Annotated in this window: 12 protein-coding genes and 1 pseudogene; 7 read left to right on the top strand and 6 right to left on the bottom strand. The window is 70.3% G+C overall.

Annotated features, from left to right (window positions below; genetic code table 11):
• The 3 genes and pseudogenes from Ari01nite_RS01980 to Ari01nite_RS01970 form a co-directional block, all read right to left on the bottom strand.
• Positions 1-212, bottom strand: a pseudogene (locus Ari01nite_RS01980) (oxidoreductase); the annotation flags it as partial.
• The gene (locus Ari01nite_RS01975; RefSeq protein ID WP_203778780.1) at positions 182-781 is read right to left on the bottom strand and encodes a sulfite oxidase-like oxidoreductase; all 600 of its coding nucleotides are present in this window, start codon (positions 779-781) and stop codon (positions 182-184) included. The pseudogene Ari01nite_RS01980 and the gene Ari01nite_RS01975, both read right to left, overlap by 31 nt.
• Positions 782-1,075: 294 nt before the next feature.
• Positions 1,076-2,857 carry a S8 family peptidase gene (locus Ari01nite_RS01970; RefSeq protein WP_239162411.1) on the bottom strand — a complete coding sequence of 594 codons (1,782 nt, stop codon included), beginning with the start codon at positions 2,855-2,857 and terminating at the stop codon, positions 1,076-1,078.
• Positions 2,858-2,954: 97 nt separating this feature from the next.
• Here Ari01nite_RS01970 and Ari01nite_RS01965 point away from each other — a divergent pair, with 97 nt between their 5' ends.
• Positions 2,955-3,674 (top strand): hypothetical protein, encoded by a 720-nt coding sequence (locus Ari01nite_RS01965; protein ID WP_203778779.1) that lies wholly within the window; start codon positions 2,955-2,957, stop codon positions 3,672-3,674.
• 49 nt (positions 3,675-3,723) lie between these two features.
• On the opposite strand, the gene Ari01nite_RS01960 is transcribed toward Ari01nite_RS01965, so the two are convergent.
• The gene (locus tag Ari01nite_RS01960; RefSeq protein WP_203778778.1) at positions 3,724-5,676 is read right to left on the bottom strand and encodes a S8 family serine peptidase; all 1,953 of its coding nucleotides are present in this window, start codon (positions 5,674-5,676) and stop codon (positions 3,724-3,726) included.
• A gap of 95 nt (positions 5,677-5,771) precedes the next feature.
• Complete coding sequence (locus Ari01nite_RS01955; RefSeq protein WP_203778777.1) at positions 5,772-7,373, bottom strand: S8 family serine peptidase; 1,602 nt, start codon at positions 7,371-7,373, stop codon at positions 5,772-5,774.
• Between the two features lie 206 nt (positions 7,374-7,579).
• Here Ari01nite_RS01955 and Ari01nite_RS01950 point away from each other — a divergent pair, with 206 nt between their 5' ends.
• Complete coding sequence (locus tag Ari01nite_RS01950) at positions 7,580-8,296, top strand: hypothetical protein (protein WP_203778776.1); 717 nt, start codon at positions 7,580-7,582, stop codon at positions 8,294-8,296.
• A gap of 70 nt (positions 8,297-8,366) precedes the next feature.
• Here the strand turns inward: Ari01nite_RS01950 and Ari01nite_RS01945 are convergent, their stop codons facing one another.
• Complete coding sequence (locus tag Ari01nite_RS01945; RefSeq protein ID WP_203778775.1) at positions 8,367-10,202, bottom strand: glycoside hydrolase family 25 domain-containing protein; 1,836 nt, start codon at positions 10,200-10,202, stop codon at positions 8,367-8,369.
• A 380-nt stretch (positions 10,203-10,582) separates the two neighbouring features.
• Between Ari01nite_RS01945 and Ari01nite_RS01940 the strand changes: the two genes are divergently transcribed.
• The 5 genes from Ari01nite_RS01940 to Ari01nite_RS01920 are packed head-to-tail and all read left to right on the top strand — an operon-like array spanning position 10,583 to position 16,369.
• A complete protein-coding gene (locus tag Ari01nite_RS01940; protein WP_239162410.1) occupies positions 10,583-11,311 on the top strand; it encodes an NUDIX hydrolase in 729 nt (242 codons plus the stop codon).
• Entirely contained in the window at positions 11,308-12,246 is a 939-nt protein-coding gene (locus Ari01nite_RS01935) for a serine/threonine-protein kinase (protein WP_239162409.1), read from the top strand. The genes Ari01nite_RS01940 and Ari01nite_RS01935 overlap by 4 nt, the downstream gene beginning before the upstream one ends.
• 16 nt (positions 12,247-12,262) lie before the next feature.
• Positions 12,263-13,222 carry a hypothetical protein gene (locus Ari01nite_RS01930; protein WP_203778774.1) on the top strand — a complete coding sequence of 320 codons (960 nt, stop codon included), beginning with the start codon at positions 12,263-12,265 and terminating at the stop codon, positions 13,220-13,222.
• On the top strand, positions 13,219-14,628 hold the full coding sequence (locus Ari01nite_RS01925) for an adenylosuccinate synthetase (protein ID WP_203778773.1): 1,410 nt from the start codon (positions 13,219-13,221) through the stop codon (positions 14,626-14,628). Before Ari01nite_RS01930 ends, Ari01nite_RS01925 begins: the two co-directional genes overlap by 4 nt.
• Positions 14,534-16,369: a serine/threonine-protein kinase gene (locus tag Ari01nite_RS01920; protein ID WP_203778772.1), complete on the top strand. Its 1,836-nt coding sequence runs from the start codon at positions 14,534-14,536 to the stop codon at positions 16,367-16,369. The genes Ari01nite_RS01925 and Ari01nite_RS01920 overlap by 95 nt, the downstream gene beginning before the upstream one ends.
• The last annotated feature ends 129 nt before the right edge of the window (positions 16,370-16,498 follow it).

Here is a 16,498-nt window from a genome sequence, read left to right as displayed (position 1 = left end):
CCTTCGGTCCACGCCGAGGCGATCGAATAGCTGCGCTGCGCGGTGTAGCCGTCGTCCGCGGTGAGCCGGACGTCGACGTGCTGGCCGGGCAGGTGACCGGGCCAGCCGGGCACGTCGAACACCAGCGTCCGCGCGGTCGGGGTCTCCCACCGTGCGGCCGCCAGCGTCGCGACCTGCCAGGTCAGTCGCCCTGGTACCGCTGCTCGAGCCATGGGTCTCCGTACATGTGGTAGCCGGCGGCCTCCCAGAAGCCCGGCTCGTCCTCGTGCATCAGCCGCAGGCCGTCGACCCACTTGGCCGACTTCCAGAAGTACAGGTGCGGAACGAGCATCCGGGCCGGACCACCGTGCTCCGGCGCAAGATCCTCGCCGTCGAAACTGTCGACGATCCACGCCTTTCCGTCCAGCAGATCTTCCAGGGGTACGTTCGTGGTGTACCCGCCGAAGCTGTGCACCATGGCGAAGTCGGCCGCGGTCTCGACCTCGTCCAGCAACGTGTCCAGCGCGACGCCGCGCCAGGTGGTGCCCAGCTTCGACCATTTGGTGACACAGTGGATGTCGACCGTCACGTCATCGTGCGGCAGGGCGGAAAACTCGTCCCAGGTCCAGCGGCGTTGCTCGCCCGTCTCGGTGGTCACGGTGAAGTGCCAGCGATCGAGCGGGACCCGCGGGGTCGGCCCGGCCGAGAGCACCGGGAAATCGTGCGTGAGGTATTGCCCGGGGGGTAGCCCGGGGATCGACTCGCGTCTGCGGCCGCCGAACCCACGGGAGATGATGCCCATGGTTCACGAGTAAACCGCATGATCATTTCAGCTACCAGCATTCCTGCCCAGTCGCCATCCCGCCCTTGGCCCTTACCGTCCGGCAATGCGGCGGCCCACTGACCCGCGCCGTCGCCCGGCTCCGCAGCGTCGGCGACAACCGGCCCGGGAACATATCCCCGATACATGCCGCTGGGCGAGGGCCGTCGCGCCGGGGCGGGCGACCGCTGTCGTCCCGGCGGAGATCTTGGCTGCCGGGCCACCGTTTCGGGTGGTGCCGGCGCCAAGAACTCCGGGCGGCGGGATGGCGGGAGCCTAGAACCGGACACTGTCGCTGATTCCGCCGGTGTAGCGGGCGGATTCCGGCACGATGATCCGGTACGTGGAGCCGGGCGGAAGTCCGTTGAGCCGGATGGCCCGCACGGCCGGGTAGGTGAAGATGGTCTGCCAGCCCTCGGCGGTCTGCCATTGAAGCTCGACAATCTGGTTGTCGAAGCCGTCGATGGCGACGGTGAGTTGCTGCGTTCCGGTCCGGACGGCGTAGACGGTGGACTGGATCTTGGTTGGCGCCGGCGGGGCCGGCTCGATCGGGGTCGGTGTGCTCGCGCCCGGTGCCGGCTGGCCCGGCGTGGGCTGGCCGCCCGGCGTGGGCTGGCCGCCCGGCGTGGGCTGGCCGCCCGGCGTGGGCTGGCCACCTGGCGTGGGCTGGCCACCTGGCGTGGGCTGCTCACTTGGCGCGGGCTGGTCGCCCGGCGTGGGCCGGCCTCCGGCGGCCGGCTGCTCGCTTGGGGTGGGCTGCTCGCTTGGGGTGGGCTGCTCGCTTGGCGTCGGCTCGTCGCTTGGCGTGGGCTGGTCGGCCGGGGTCGGCTGCTCGCTGGGTGCGCTCGGCTCCGGGGTCGGCTGGCCCCCGGCCGGCGGGGTCGGCTGCTCCTCGGTGGGCTGTTCTGCTGGGTGCGGGAACGCGGCGGTCAGGGCCTCGGCGGCGTCGATGCGGCCGTATCCGAAGTCGGGGTCGCGGCCCGGGGCGCCCAGGTCGACGGCCGAGGACTCGATCGCCTGCTCGATGCGGTCGGGGGTGAGGTCGTGGTCGGCGCTCTTGAGCAGTGCGGCCACGGCGGCCACGTGCGGCGCGGCCATCGAGGTGCCGTTCATGGTGCGGTAGCCGCCGCCCGGGACCGTGCTCACGATGCTGCTGCCGGGGGCGGCCACGTCGACGTACCCGCCCCGGTTGGAATACGGCGCCACCCCGTCGCCGGGCTCGGTGGCGGCCACGGCCAGCACGCCGGAGTCGGCCGCCGGCCAGGCGGTGGGGCTGCCCTCGCGCCGCGAGTTGCCGGCTGCCGCCACCACCACGATGCCCTTGCTGCGCGCGTACGCGATCGCCTCGGAGACCGCGCCCACCTGGCTGGTGGCGCTCACCGACATGTTGATCACGTCGGCGCCGTGGTCGGCCGCGTACACGATGCCGTTGGCCACGTCGGACATGTAGCCGCCGCCGTTCGCGCCGAGCACCCGGACCGGCAGGATGCGCGCGCCCGGTGCCACGCCCGCCACGCCCCGGTCGTTGCCGGTGAGCGCGGCGATGGTGCCGGCCACGTGCGTGCCGTGGCCGTTCGGATCGGTGCCGGTGCCCTCGGTGCCGGTGATGAAGTCGGCGCCCGGCAGCACCTGGCCGGCCAGGTCGGGGTGTGCGGCGTCCACGCCGGAGTCGACCACGGCGACCGTGACGTCCGTGCCGGTAGCGCGCGGCCAGGCCTCGGCGACCCGGATCGTTTCAAGATCCCACTGCCGATTCCGGTACGGGTCGGTGCCCGCGGCCCGGACCGGCACGTCGAGTTCGACGCCGACCGCCCCGGCGGCCCGCCGGCCGTCGACGATCAGCCGGACGGCGGACGCCCGGTCGGTGGCGGTGTGCGCGGTGACAACCGGCCTACCGGTGTGGTCGAGGGCGGTGCTCACCACCCGTACCGGAAAAGTGCGTGAGATGACCGCCGGGAGCAAGCTCTCCGGGGTTTGGTCCGTCGCTGGCGCCGGCGCCAGGCCCGTGGTCGCCACCGCGCCGATGGTCAGTGCGCTCAGCAGTGCCTTCTTGTTCACGGCCTGACGTTTCGGCCGGGGCGGCGCCGCGATGGGGGCGGTCAGGTTGCTTTGCCGTTTTAGAGCGGTTTGTCGGGTCGGATGGAATCATCAGAGCGTGACTGAGGGCGTCTATGTCTCCGAGCAGCATCAAGCGCGGCGCCGGCGGAAGATCGTGAGCGTCGTGGCCGGTGCGGTCGTCGTGCTGGGCGCGGGGTCCTACGGGGCGGCCACCTGGCTGGCCGGGCGGGACGCCACCGCGACGCGGGAACCGGGTGCGCTCGCGCCGCTCGTCTCCGAGCCGCCGATGGAACCCAGCGCCCCGCCGGAGTCACCGTCCGCGTCGCCCTCGATGGAGACGCCCGCGCCCGGGCTGGGTCCGGCCACCAAGGCCGGCGTGCGGCAGTCGAGCCGGCCGTCGCCCACCCCGTCGGCGCCCGTGATGGCCGACGAGGAGCTGGCAAGTGCCCAGGTCAGCCGCCTGATTCAGCCCCGGCCCGCGCGGTCCGGCATCAATGCCGCAAGCCAGGAGAACCGGGTGACCGTACGCCACGAGGTGACGCCGGACGGCGCGAACGTGCGCGTGGTGTCGGCGCGCTACGACCTGACCCAGTCGTGGCAGAAGCTGTGGGTGGCCGATGTCGGCCGGCCGATCGGCAGTGTCCGCTGCACCCAGAACTTCCGGGCCGACGGTCAGCCGGTCGACCAGGTCCGGCCGGGCCTGCTGCTGTGCTGGCGTACCTCGGCGGGGAAGAGCGTCGTCGCGATCGCCACCGGCCGGCCGCAGGAAACGTACGTGGCGGCGGTCGTCGAGCGCGAGTGGTCGGTCCTGCGCTGAACGGCAGAAACCCCCGGGACGTCGTTGTCCCGGGGTTTCCTGATCTTCCCTATGCCACCCGTACGTTGGGGCTGGTCAGGCCGGTCACCGTGGCGGTGTTGGCGACGACCACCCGGTACTGCGTGTTGCCGGGCAGGCCGGTCAGCGTCTGCTCCGGTGCGGTGGCCTTGAAGGTCGCGGTCGCCACCCAGCGGGACCTGTCGAGGCGCAGCACCTGGACCGTCTGGCCGGTGGCTCCGGTCAGTGCGATTTTGAGCGTGCGGGCGGCCGGGCTGGACACCGTGACGGCGGCCCGGACCGTGAAGTTCGAGACTCCCGAGTTGGTCTCCAGCGTGGTGGCGCTCGCCGGGACCAGCAGCTTCACCTGGAAATGACCGGTGGCCGGCTGGCTGAAGGTCACCGTGCCGGTCGGGCTCGTCATGCCGTCGGTCCAGGTCAGGGTCTTGCCGCCGGTGGGGAGGACGCCGATCCGGACCGGGGCGCTCGCGAGCGGCTTGCCGGACGCGGTGACGGTCCAGGTCACGGTGGTGGTCGTGCCGTAGACGACCGAGGAGGCCGACGTGACGGTCCGGATGGCCGGCTTGACCTTGGGAGCGGGCTTGGTCGGTGTCGGGGTCACCGTCTTGGTGGGCGTGGGGATCGTTGTCGCCGTGGGGCTCGTTGTCGGCGTGGGGCTCTTCGTCGGGGTCGGGCTCTTCGTCGGGCTCGGGCTGGGACTGGTCGTGGTCTTCGTCGGGGTGGGCGTCGGTGCGGTGGTGGTCTTGGTCGGGGTGGGCACCGTTGTGCTGGGAGCGAGCGCGTTCAGGGCGGCGACCGCGTCGATGCGGCCGTGACCGAAGTCGTTGTCCCTACCGGCCGGGCCGAGGTCGACGGCCGAGCCGGTCAGCGCCTTCTCGATGGCGTCCGGGGTGAGGCTGGGCTGGTACGCCTTGAGCAGCGCGGCCACCGCGGCCACGTGCGGGGCGGCCATCGACGTGCCGTTGTAGCTGGAGTAGCTGCCCTTCGCGACCGGGACGGTGCTGATGATGCCGCTGCCCGGGGCGGCCACGTCCACGTAGCTGCCGGCGTTGGAGTAGGAGGCCACCCGGTCGGCCGAGTCGGTGGCGGCGACCGCGATCACACCGGCGTCGGCGGCCGGGTAGTGCACCGGGCTGCCGCTCGACCGCGCGTTGCCGGCCGCGGCGATCACCGTGACGCCCTTGCTGCGGGCGTACGCGATCGCATTTGCCTGTGCGGTGTCCTGCCCGCTGCCGCCCAGCGACATGTTGATCACGTTGGCCCCGTGGTCGGCGGCCCAGATGATGCCCTTGGCGGTGTCCGAGGACCAGCCCGAACCGGTCGCGCTGAGCACGCGTACCGGAAGAATCTTGGCGTGCGGCGCGAAGGAGCTGACCCCGGCACCGTTCCCGGTCAGGGCCGCGATCGTGCCGGCCACGTGGGTGCCGTGCCCGTGCGGGTCGGTGCTGGCACCCTCGGTCCGGGCGACGATGTCGGCGCCCGGGAGCACCTGTCCCGCGAGGTCCGGGTGCGTGGACTCGACACCGCTGTCGATCACCGCGACCACGACGCCCGTGCCGGTCGACCGCTGCCAGGCGTCGGTCACCCGGATCTTGTTGAGATCCCACTGCTGGCTGCGGTAGGCGTCGGTCCCGGTCGGCGCGTCGAGTGCGGCGACCCGGGTGTCGAGCTGGACGCCGAGCGCGTTCTCGGCGGTCTGGCCGGCCTTGATCAGCGCGGTCGCGGTCTCCCGGTCGGTGGCCGTGCTGGTGGTGATCACCGGCCGCCCGGCCTTGTCGATCGAGGTGCTGACGACGCGAACCGGCTGGGCGGTCGAGACGGTCTCCGGGAGCAGCTGCGCCGGCGAGGCGGTGAGGCCGTAAGTGACCGGCTGCCACTCCGGCTCCGCCATGGTGTAACCGGCAGTGACGCCGACCGCCGTGGCGCCCGCGACGGCACCGACCGCGAGCGCACCGATCGCGTACCGGCGCAGGTGATTACGCATGGTGTTTCCCTACCTTTGCTGGGGGGTTGAGCCAACTGTCGGCCGGCCTGAGCGCTACTTGGTGATCACCGAGGAGCAGCTGGGTTGCGGGTCGCTCAGGCGACCTGGGCCACCTGGCTGATCAGGCCCGTCACGGCGGTGGTGTTGGGCACGACGACCCGGTATTTGCCGCCGGCGGTCAGGCCGGTGAACGTGTGCTCGCCGCCGGTGGGCACGAACGTGGTGTGGGTGATCCACCGGGCCCCGGCCAAGCGATCCAGCCGGAGCTGCAGCCCTGCCGTCCCGTTGTAGGAGACGACCAGCTCGCCCGGGTTCTCGCCGGCCGACAGGCCCGCCGTGGCCTTGACCGTGAAGGACGAGGTGGGGGAGTTGGCCGCGGAGCGGGTCACGGTGGCCGGCATCGACAGCTTGATCTGGAACCTGCCGGTGGTGGGCATCGAGTACTCGATCACGCCGTTACTGTCGGTAATTACATCGGTGAGGGTGAAGCCGAAGCCGGCCGGCGCGATAGCCAGCTGAGCGGTCTGCCCGGCGAACGGCTTGTTACCGGCCGTGACGACGTATCGCACGGTGGCGGTCTGCCCGTGGATCAGCGTGGTCGGCCCGTTCGTCGCCCGGATCACGGGGATGGCCCGGACCCGGTTCGGCTTGACGGAGGCGGGCCGGACCGGCGTGGGCAGCCTGGTGCCGGTGGCGACGGTCAGCGCGGCGTCCGCATCGACGCGGCCCCAGCCGAACTCGGTGTCCTTGCCCGGGTCGCCCAGGTCCTCGGCCGAGTTGGCAAGCACCAGCTCGACCTGGTCCGCGGTCAGCTTGGGCCGGACCGACTTGATCAGCGCGGCCACGGCGCTGACGTGCGCGGCGGAGGCGGACGTTCCATTGACGTTGCGGTAGCCGCCGCCGGTCGCGGTGGTCGGGACGTCCACGCCCGGTGCCGCCACGTCGATGTTCTCGCTCATCGTGGAGTAGATGGGCGTGGCGTCGGTGGAGCCGGTGGCGGCAACCGAGATCACGCTCGGCTCGGCGCCCGGATACTGCGGCGCGTTGCCTCGGACCCGGCTGTTGCCGCCCGCGGCCACCACCACGACACCCTTGCTGCGGGCGTACGCGATCGCGTTGGTCAGCACGCCGGCCCGGGTCGTCGTGGTGAACGACATGTTGATCACGGTGGCGCCGTGGTCGACGGCGTAGACGATGCCGGCCGCCGTGTCGGACGCGGTGCCGCCGCCCCACTCGTTCAGTACCTTGACCGGAAGAATCTTCACATCCGGGGCGATACCGCTGATCCCGACCTCGTTGCCGGTGGCCGCGGCGATGATGCCGGCGACCTGCGTGCCGTGCCCGTAGGTGTCGGTGCCGTCGTCGTCGGCGCGGGTGATCGTGTTGTAGCCCGGCAGCAGCTGGTCGGCGAGGTCCGGGTGGTCCGCGTCGACGCCGCTGTCCAGCACCGCGACCGTGACGCCGGCGCCGGTCGACCGGGCCCACGCCTGGGGTGCCTTGATCCGGGAGAGGCCCCACTGGTCGCCCCGGCTCGGGTCGTTGCCGGGGGGCACCGCGGCCGCGGTGACGATCGCGTCGGCCGCCTGCAGCGCCCGGCCTTCGGCCGCCTTCTGCTCGGGCAGTCCGAGCGCCGTGACGCCCGTGATCGTCCCGACGGTGAGCGCACCGATCGCAGCCCGGCGCAAGTGGTTCCGCATAAGTCTGACCTCCCCGTTGTGGTTCGAGGAGAAGAGTCGGCCGGACTGAGCGCCACTTGGGGATCCCCAGGTAGCAGGCAGGTTGCACCCAAACTCACAGAGCCTGTTCAGCCGTTTCAGGACGAAAAGTCCGATCCGTGGGGAACATGAAGGACTGAAGGGGGCCGCTGGGTCGGCCCGCAAGTCGAGAACCGGGGGATTTCGAGATGAGCGACAGCGACGGTGGTGCCAGCCGTCTGGCCGCGAGCGAATCCGGCAGCAAGGGGCGGCACGTCCGCGTGGCGGTCGGTGTGACCGCGGTAGCTGCCGTGCTGGGCGCTGCTGCCTACGTGACGACCGATCGACTCACCAGAGAGCAGGGGGCCACAACCGAGGTGGGAGCGTTGGCGTGGCCATCCGCGTCGGTCGGCATTCCGTCGGCCGGCGTCCGATCGGCGCCGGCGTCTGCGTCGGCGACACCAGCGAATGGGGAGATGAAGCCGTGGGCCAGTATGTCGCCCGAGGAACAGAGGCGGATTCGGCAGAAGATCGACGCGGCACACAAAGCGATGGCAAAGGACGGCGTGAAGATCACCCGGCCGTTGGACGGGAAGAAGGCGACGGGCGACGCCATCACACGGACCGGAGGATCTCTGAGTCAAGACGAGGGCATCACCCGGGTCACCACCGCCAAGTACGACCTGACCGGGCAGAAGGAACTGCGCTGGGTGGTGGACGGCGGCAAGAAGACGGGCACGGCCACGTGTACCCAAAAGTTCCGGTTCAGCCGCGACAAGCCCGCGACGGAGCGACCCAACATGCTGATGTGCTGGCGTACCTCGGCGCAACGCAGCGTTGTGGCGGTCACCGTCGTCAAGGAGGGCAAGCCTTCCACCGAGGCGAACCTCAAGGTACTTGCTCGCGAGTGGGGAAAGCTCGGCTGAGCTCGACAACACGGCGGCCCGGAGTCAGACTCCGGGCCGCCGCGTTTCGTTGGTCAATAACAGGGTGGGATCAGAAGGTCGCGACCGTGACGGTCGAACCGCTCGAGACCACCGAGTAGTTGTAATCGTCCTCGTTGAGGTCGTCGGACGTGTTGACTACCGTGACGGTGTAGACGCCCGCAGGCACGGGGTCGCCCGTGAGGCTGAAGTCACCAACTCCCACGTCGAACGAGTCCTCGAGCACCATCGTGCAGATCAACTCGTCATCGCCGATGGGCAAAACGTCCTCGCACTCGGAGACCGCGGACTCGGCTTCGACATCGAGGTCCACGCTGAAGTCCTGGCTGGTCCAAACGTTGTCGGTCAGCATGATGTGCGCGTCAGCGGCGTCCTTGTCCGTGGCGAGTGCGCCGAACGTCAGGCCGGTGAATCCTGCGCCCATGATGTCGATCGTGGTGTTCTCGTCGAAGGGCAGGAGGTTCGGCGTAACGGTGATGCCGTATTCGTAGGTGAACAGCGGAGTGACCAGATCGACGGCGGTCGTCTTGGTGCCGGCCGCGGTGGTGATCGACAGGGTGACCGGTCCCGGAGCGTGCGGCGTCGTGACTCCGGTGATCGACGTGTCGTTGAGGGCCTTGACGTTGTTGAGCGGGCTGCCGCCCAGGGACGCCTTCAGAGTCGCGCCCTCGGAGGTCGGAATTCCTTCGAGATCCGTGAACGTCACGGTGGTGCCGCCCTGCGCCGGACCGGCTCCGGTCGTGGTCTCCGCGTCCGCCACCTCGAGGACCGGTGCGACCGTGTAGAGCGCCGGTTGGGCGACGATGGCACCCTCGTCGGCGCCGTAGATGCAGGCCAGCCACGGCGAGGTGGCAGCGTGCGCGACGACCTCGACTTCGGCGGGCACCTCGACAGCCACCTTGCCGGACGAGATCTTCGTTACCGTGCCCTCGAACGGGTCCGTCGGGGTGCCGACCGGGTCGGTCGCGGGACAGCTGTTCCTGGTGAACAGCACGATCGGAGAGGGACCGGCCAGCGTGTTCAGCGGAAGCGCCACGGTGATGAAGTTGCCGCCGCCGGACGAACCCGCGCTCGGGGTTAGCGTGGCGGACGGAAGCGTCGTGGCGTACGTCGAGTAAGTGGCGTGGCCCTTGCCCAGCAGCACACTGGTGTTGTTCGCGACGCCGTTGTAAACGCACACGGTGTAGCCGGTGCCTGAGGTCAGGGTGGTCGGCACCGTGATCGTGGCGGTGTTCACGTTGGTCTTCGTCGAGGTGGCCGTGATGTTGCCCGAGGACGTGTACTTCTCGGGGCAGGTACCGGTCGTGGTGAAAATGGTGCCGACGGCGGCGTTGGTCCCGATGAAGTTGGTCTGCACCATCGTGATCTGGTTGCCACCGGCGGTGGTTCCGGTGACCGCGCTCAACGGGGCGAAGGGAACGGCGGTCAGCACGCCCGAGGTCAGACCCGACGAGACGAGGTCCGGGTCGCTGCCGGCATCGATACCGTCGGGATCGAGGCCATATGTGCAGAGTTTGTACGCACCGGCGGGCACCGGTGCCGTAACCAAGGTCGCCGCGTTGTCGCCGACTCGGGTCAGGGTCCCGGCGTTGTACACCGGGTTCGTGGCGCTCGGGTTGACGGCGGCCGGCTGCGCTGCGCAGGTCGGTCCCGTGCCGCCGATGAGGCGGGCGGTGTACGTGGTGGATGTGAGGAACGCACCGGTTCCGGCGAGCCCCACCGACGTGCCGCCCTGAGTCCCGATGACCGAGGGCGTCGGCGTGAGGGTGACGTTCGTTGCCGCGAGAGCGGCGGCTGGTGCGACGAACACGGCCGCGGCAGCCGTCGCCGTCGCGAGGGCGCCGCCCGTGAGCAGCCGGGCGCCGTTTCTGTTGCGAGACTTACGCATGCGAGGTCCTCCTACGGTTCCTGCGAACCGTTTTGTGGAATGGGTGAGCCCGCACGGTCTAGGACGGCGGGCCGTCTCGCCGGAAGCGTAACTATTTGCAGCGGGACAATCGCGGAGACTGGCGAAAGTTGCTCTCTTTTGCTTTCGCTTCGGAACTGGCCTCTATCACATTCCCGCGACCGCGTCCGGAAAACGGGACTCTTAGCGCGGTCTGATCTCTTTCGTCAAGACGTTTCAAAACAAAATGCGATGTGGTCGGAGCGCTGATATGTCCCATGCCCGGGTTCGTCGAGCGTACATGGGTTGCGCACAGCCCTAGATCAGGCTAGGTTGTTCTCATATCGAGTAAGACTCAGACCGAGAACAACGGAGGCGCGAGGGTGGGGGAAGCGGAGTTTCTGGCGGGCTACGACCCGCGGGACTATCCGGCCGTCGCCGTCACGGTCGACGTGGTGGCGCTGACCATCCGGGCCGGGGGGCTGTCGGTGCTGCTGGTCGAGCGGGCCGAGCACCCCTTTGCCGGCCACCGGGCGCTGCCCGGCGGGTTCGTCCGGGACGAGAGTCCCGACGCCGCGGCGCTGCGGGAGCTGACCGAGGAGACCGCGCTCGGCCGGGTGCATCTCGAGCAATTGCGCACGTACGGCGAACCGGGCCGTGATCCGCGCATGCGGGTCTTCTCGATCGCCTACCTCGCGTTCGCGCCCAGCCTGCCCGATCCGCTCCCGGGCGGCGACGCGGCCGGCGCGGCCTGGGTGCCGGTCGAGCAGGCCGCCGGCCTGGCCTTCGACCACGACGCGATCCTGGCCGACGGGCTGGAGCGGGCCCGGGCCAAACTGGAGTACACGCCACTGGCGACCGCTTTCGTGACGGACGAGTTCACCATCGCCGAGCTGCGGCAGGTTTATGCCGCGGTGTGGGGCGAGGATCTGCACGCCGGCAATTTCCACCGCAAGGTGCTGTCGGTTCCCGGTTTTCTGGAGAGCACCGGCGCCGTTCAGGAAAAAGGGGGGGAACGCGGCGGGCCGCGCGCCAAGCTCTATCGGGCCGGTGACGCCAAACTTCTGCATCCGGCACTGCTCCGGCCGACCCGCGAGGACGGCGTCCGATGATGACGTTCGCCGAGGCGGTGGCGCGGGTGCGGGCGGCGGGCAGCTACGCCGATCTGAAAGGCGCCGCGAGCTATCGGGAATGGGCCCGGATTCTGCATCCGGACGTCGCCCCGGAAGGGCTGCGGGCGACGGCCACGACCGCCTTCGGCAGGCTTTCCGGGCTTTATGCGGAACGCGACGGGACGGTACTGCGGACACCGCGCGGCGAGTATCGGGTCGGTGCCGTCGTCCATAGTGGCGACATCGCGGATCTGGCTGGGACCCGCGGTGGCGGCGCTCTGGTCAAACTGCCCCGGGAACCGCGGGACAACGATCTGATGGCCGCCGAGGCGGCCGCTCTGCTCCGGCTGCGGGATGGCGACCCCACCTTTCGGCCGTACGCTCCGCGGCTCATTGACAGTTTCCGGCACGAGGACGGTTCCCGGGTGCAGCGGACCGTGAACGTGCTGGAACGGCTCGACGGTTTCGTGCCGCTGAGCGATCTGCGCCGGACCATCGATCCGCGCGACGCGGCGTGGATGTTCCGGCGATTGCTGACCGGGCTCGGCTGGGCCCACCGGGCCGGGGTCGTGCACGGTGCGGTCCTCGAGGAACACGTGCTGATCCATCCGGCGGAGCACGGCCTGGCGCTGGTCGACTGGTGCTATTCCGGCGAGCGGGTCGTCGCGGTGGTCAAACACCGTCGCGACGCCTATCCGCCCGAGGTCTTCACGGACCGCCGCAACACTCCGGCCACCGACGTCTACATGGCCGTCGGCCTGCTCAGACGGCTGGTCGGCGACGGTCTGCCGGCGGCGCTGCAAAGGTTCGCCGACGGCTGTTCCTACGACGCCCCGCGGATGCGCCCGCAGGACCCCTGGGCGCTGCTCGGCGAGTTCGACGAACTGCTGCACAAGCTCTACGGGCCGCGCACGTTCCGGCCCTTCACGGTTTGACGGGGAGGAGAAAGAAATGGGAAGTGGACGATGGTCAACCGACGTCTACACGGCCGCGGCCAACTACCGCGCCGCCAGCGGGACGAGCGCTTTCGCGTACAGCGACGGCGGCGCCCGGAAGGCGCACCCGGCCCTCGACCCGAAAGGGGTCACCGAGCGGGAGAGCCGGGACAGCGAAGAACACCCGCTCAGCACGCCGATCGCCGTTCTGTTCGACGTGACCGGATCGATGGGCGGGGTGCCGCGGGTGCTCCAGACGAAACTCCCGCAACTGCTCGGCCTGCTCACCCGCAAGGGATATGCGACCGACCCGCACATCCTGTTCGGCGCGGTCGGCGACGCCACCTGTGACCGGGTGCCGCTCCAGATCGGACAGTTCGAGTCGGACAACCGGATGGACGAGGATCTGGCCCGGATCGTGCTGGAGGGCGGCGGGGGCGGGCAGAAGCGGGAATCGTACGAGCTGGCCATGTACTTCATGAGCCGGCACACCGCGCTCGACTCGGTGCCCAAGCGCGGCCGCCGCGGTTACCTGTTCCTGATCGGCGACGAGATGCCCTATCCGCGGGTCAATCCCAAGGAGGTACGCCGATTCATCGGCGACGATCTGAAAGAGCCGATTTCCACCGAGGCGCTCATCGCCGAGTTGCAGCGCAGTTTCGAGGTGTACTACCTGATGCCGGCCGCGGCCGGCTGGGGCGGTGACGCCGAGATCCTCACGCGCTGGCGTGAGCTGCTCGGACAGAACGTGCTCGAGCTGGACGACCTGGATGCGGTGTGCGAGACCATCGCGCTCACGGTGGGTCTCGGCGAGGACTCCATCGACCTGGACGAGGGACTCGCCGACCTGGTCGAGGTGGGTTCGGCGCACCACGCGACGGTCGGCAGGGCGCTGGCTCCGCTCCAGCGCAGCGCGGTCGTGCGCGGGCCGGCGCTGCCGGTGGGCACCGGCGAGCCGGGGAACGAACGGCTGTGACCGAGCACGTCGCAGTCGTCGACCTCGGCTACGGCGACGCCGGTAAAGGCACCGTGGTGGACGCCCTCTGCGCGTCCGCCCCGGTGCGGGCGGTGCTGCGCTTCAACGGGGGAGCGCAAGCCGCGCACAACGTCGTCACCGAGACCGGCCGGCACCACACCTTCGCCCAGTTCGGGTCGGGCACGCTGCGCGGCGTGCCGACCCACCTCACCCGCTTCGTGGTCGTCGATCCGTTGGCGCTGGCGGCCGAGGCGACCGCGCTGGGTAATCCGTACTCGTTACTGACGGTGGACGGGGACGCGCTGCTCGCCACTCCGTGGCATCGCGCCGCGAATCGGCGCAAGGAGCGCCGGCGCCGGCACGGTTCGTGCGGCATGGGCGTGGGCGAGGTGATGGCGTACGCGCTGCGGCACGCCGGCGCCCCACGGGTGGCCGACGTGCTCTCCCGCCCGCGACTGCGCCGCCGGTTGGCGGCCGTGGCCGACGCGTTGGGGCCCGCAGCGTCGCAGCCGTCCGGACCTTCCGGTGGCGCTGCGCCGCGGTCGGCCGGCATTTCGCTGGACGATGTCGTCGACGCGTTCGTTGCCTTCGGTGAGACGGTGCGGATCGTCGACGGGTCGTTCACGGATCGGCTGCTCGCCGAGGGGCCGTGCGTGTTCGAGGGCGCACAGGGCGTACTGCTGGACGAGTGGCGCGGCTGGCACCCGCACACCACCTGGTCGACCACGACGTTCGCGAACGTGGCCTCGCTGTGTCCGTCGTTCCTGCGGCTCGGGGTGGTGCGCACCTACACCACACGGCACGGCGCCGGTCCGTTCGTCACTGAGGACAAAACGCTCGAACTACCGGAAATGCACAACGGTGCCGGCGAGTGGCAGGGCGCGTTCCGGGCCGGTCATTTCGACGCGGTGGCCCACCGGTACGCGGTCGAGGTGGCCGGCGGTGTCGACGCGCTCGCGGTCACCCACCTGGACGTGCCGGGCCGCTGCCCCGGTTTGCGGATCTGTGTGTCGTACACGCTCGAGGGTTTGATCTGGCCTCGGATCGTGCCGGGACCGGACCGCGACCTGGGCTACCAGCAGGGGCTGACCGCGCTGCTGGAGCGGGCGCGACCGGGCGCGATGCGGCGGCCGGACGACTGGGCCGGCGAGATCGGCGCGCTGCTCGGAGCGCCCGTCGCGGTCCGCTCGTACGGGCCTGCGGCGTCCGACAAGAAGCTCCGTCTGCCCGGGTTCCCGGCGGGGTCGGCTCGTTCCACAACGGATTGCCGGTCCGGTATGGACGGTCGCCGGCCCCCGATACACTCCCGGCATGTCCCAGGGCGCGGTTCGAATGGTGGCCGGCCGCTATTCCTTGGTGCGGCAGCTGGGGCAGGGCGGCATGGGGGTCGTGTGGCAGGCCCGTGACGAGTTGCTTCACCGCGACGTGGCGATCAAGGAGATCTACCTGCCCTCCAGCGGCGGCAATCCCGCCGATTCCGCCGACCCGCTCACCCGGCGGGCGCTGCGAGAGGCGCAAGCGGCCGCCCAGCTCCGCCACCCGGCCATCATCACGGTCCACGACGTGGTCACCGATGACGGGCGGCCCTGGATCGTCATGGAGCTGATCGGCGGCCGCTCCCTGGCCGAGGTCATCGGAGCGCAGGGGGTGCTGGCCACGTGGCAGGCCGCCGAGATCGGGCTGCGGGTGCTGGAGGCACTCCAGGCGGCGCACCGGCAGGGCGTCCTGCATCGCGATGTCAAGCCGGCCAACATCCTGCTCGACGACCAGCGGGTGGTGTTGACCGACTTCGGCATCGCCGCCATCGACGGCGCCACCGTGCTGACCAGGACGGGTCAGATGGTGGGCTCCCCGTCCTACCTGTCGCCCGAGCGGATCAACGGCCGGCCCGCGACCCCGGCCGCTGACCTGTGGGGCCTGGGAGTGACCCTGTACGCGATGGTGACCGGCCGCTCGCCGTTCCAGCGCGAGGACACCCAGGCCACTCTCGCCGCCGTGCTGACCAGCCAACCCGGCACGCCCGCCCACGCCGGGCAACTGTGGCCCGTGATCAAGGGACTGCTGGTCAAGGACGTCGACCGGCGGCTCACCGCTGACCAGGCAGCTCCCCTGCTGGCCAACGCCGCACAGCCACCGGCCACCATCGAGCCGTCGCGGCAACGGCGCAAGCGCAAGCGCCAGTTCGCACCGGAAACGGTCGCGGGGACCGCAGTCGCCCCACCACACACGATTGCCGCGCCCACGGCGCTGCAGCCGGTCCAGGGGAAACCACCCGGCGCGAAACAGCCCGCCACCGCGGCGGCGACTGTCGGATCCGAGGCGGCGACTGCCGAATCCGAGGCGGATCCCGTCGGCCGCCCCCCGACCACGGTGGTGCACCAGGACAGGGCCGGCCGCGCCCCGGCAAGCCCGACCACCGTCGCGTCGGACGCGGTTACCGCGGGCACGATCGCGGTGGACACGGTTACCACGGACGCGGTTGCCGTCGACAGGGTCTCCGGGCCGCCAGCGGCGCAGTCCACCGGGCGGGCCGCCACCGGCCGACGGATGATCGCGGCTGCCGCCGCGGTAGCCGGAATCGTCGTTCTAACCGTGACGGTGACCCACCTCATCACCCGGCCCGACGAGGGTGTGGCAGCCCGGCCCACGGCGAGCGTCGCCGCCGCGGGCAGCCCGCCGGTATCGGTGAGCCCGTCGCCCAGCTTCCCGCCCGGCGTTGATCCCTGTCTGGTGGGGACCTGGCGGATCACCGAAAACCAGGTGTGGGGCTTGATCGACAGCACCCGCGTGTTGTACAGAGGTGGCGCGGACGTCCTCATCACCTATCGGGCCGACGGAACCTCGTTCACCGACTACAACAAGATGAAACCGCGGGTCACCCGCTACCGCGGCGCCACCTGGTCGGACGTCGTGCGTGGCACGATATCCGGCCGCTATCACGCCGAGGACGGCGCGATCACCAGCACCAGAACCAAGTCGAGCGCGGTGGACACGCTGCGACGCAACGGAAAAGTCGACGTCAAGGGGCCGCTCGCCTTCTTCCCCGAGCCGTCTCAATACCGCTGCACCGGCGACGACCTCTACCTCTACAGCGCCCAGGGCAACTTCTCCAACCAGTTGGTCCGGGTCAGCGGCCAGCCGTCATAGCTGCCCGATTCCCGGCACGCCGCCAGCCCGCCATTCATCGGCTTAGGAATGCCTTACCTAAAGAAATTTGATCGTGGTGACGCCGTGGAATTGGACGCGGAATGGTTTATCGTCGAGTGGTACCGATGT

The sequence above is a fragment of the Paractinoplanes rishiriensis genome (genome assembly GCF_016862375.1).
Classification (GTDB): domain Bacteria; phylum Actinomycetota; class Actinomycetes; order Mycobacteriales; family Micromonosporaceae; genus Actinoplanes; species Actinoplanes rishiriensis.
Note: the sequence above shows the minus strand (reverse complement) of the source record. Positions and strands in the feature narration are given on the sequence as shown.

Bases quoted from the DNA above. Each gene is read 5' to 3' on its own strand.
- Ari01nite_RS01945 (WP_203778775.1), bottom strand. From the start codon at position 10,202: ATGCGTAAGTCTCGCAACAGAAACGGCGCCCGGCTGCTCACGGGCGGC.
- Ari01nite_RS01975 (WP_203778780.1), bottom strand. From the start codon at position 781: ATGGGCATCATCTCCCGTGGGTTCGGCGGCCGCAGACGCGAGTCGATC.
- Ari01nite_RS01955 (WP_203778777.1), bottom strand. From the start codon at position 7,373: ATGCGGAACCACTTGCGCCGGGCTGCGATCGGTGCGCTCACCGTCGGG.
- Ari01nite_RS01960 (WP_203778778.1), bottom strand. From the start codon at position 5,676: ATGCGTAATCACCTGCGCCGGTACGCGATCGGTGCGCTCGCGGTCGGT.
- Ari01nite_RS01930 (WP_203778774.1), top strand. From the start codon at position 12,263: ATGGGAAGTGGACGATGGTCAACCGACGTCTACACGGCCGCGGCCAAC.
- Ari01nite_RS01920 (WP_203778772.1), top strand. From the start codon at position 14,534: ATGTCCCAGGGCGCGGTTCGAATGGTGGCCGGCCGCTATTCCTTGGTG.
- Ari01nite_RS01950 (WP_203778776.1), top strand. From the start codon at position 7,580: ATGAGCGACAGCGACGGTGGTGCCAGCCGTCTGGCCGCGAGCGAATCC.
- Ari01nite_RS01935 (WP_239162409.1), top strand. From the start codon at position 11,308: ATGATGACGTTCGCCGAGGCGGTGGCGCGGGTGCGGGCGGCGGGCAGC.